The following is a 508-nucleotide window of genomic DNA, read 5'->3' as shown; positions in this document are numbered from 1 at the left end:
ATTTTATTAATATTGCATGAATGATTAGTATATAAATAAAAAAAGTGGCTTACACCACTTTTTGTTATTTTTCTTTAACTATGATAGTTAACAGATAAATATATTATGCTAATGCTTTAATTTGTTTAATTAAATTTGCTTTATGACGTGCAGCTTTGTTCTTGTGAATTAAGCCACGAGCCGCTTGACGGTCAACAACTGCTTGCATGTCTTTGAATGCTACTTCAGCTGTTTGTTTATCACCAGCTGCAACAGCTGCGTAAACTTTTTTAATATAAGTACGCATCATTGAACGGTTACTAGCATTATGTTTACGGCGTTTTTCGGATTGAACCGCACGTTTCTTAGCTGATTTGATATTAGCCAAAGTCAACTCCCAAGTTTGTATAAAAATTACATATTAATTAAGGTGGCAAAATATGCCTGATTTTATCCATTTTGTCAATGCCGTTGCACAAAAAAAATATAATTGGTAATTTTATATTTATAATAAATGTTTATTATTTGT

Annotated in this window: 1 protein-coding gene; it reads right to left on the bottom strand. The window is 30.1% G+C overall.

Features of this window, described 5'->3' with window-relative positions; genetic code table 11:
- Nucleotides 1–103 precede the first annotated feature (103 nt).
- Nucleotides 104–367, bottom strand: a complete 264-nt coding sequence (gene rpsT, locus A9G30_RS01850; protein ID WP_025316521.1) for a 30S ribosomal protein S20 — start codon at nucleotides 365–367, stop codon at nucleotides 104–106.
- Between the last annotated feature and the right edge of the window lie 141 nt (nucleotides 368–508).

The sequence above is a fragment of the Gilliamella sp. Fer4-1 genome, from assembly GCF_001690515.1.
Classification (GTDB): domain Bacteria; phylum Pseudomonadota; class Gammaproteobacteria; order Enterobacterales; family Orbaceae; genus Gilliamella; species Gilliamella apicola_C.
This window is presented reverse-complemented; position numbering and strand designations above follow the sequence as displayed.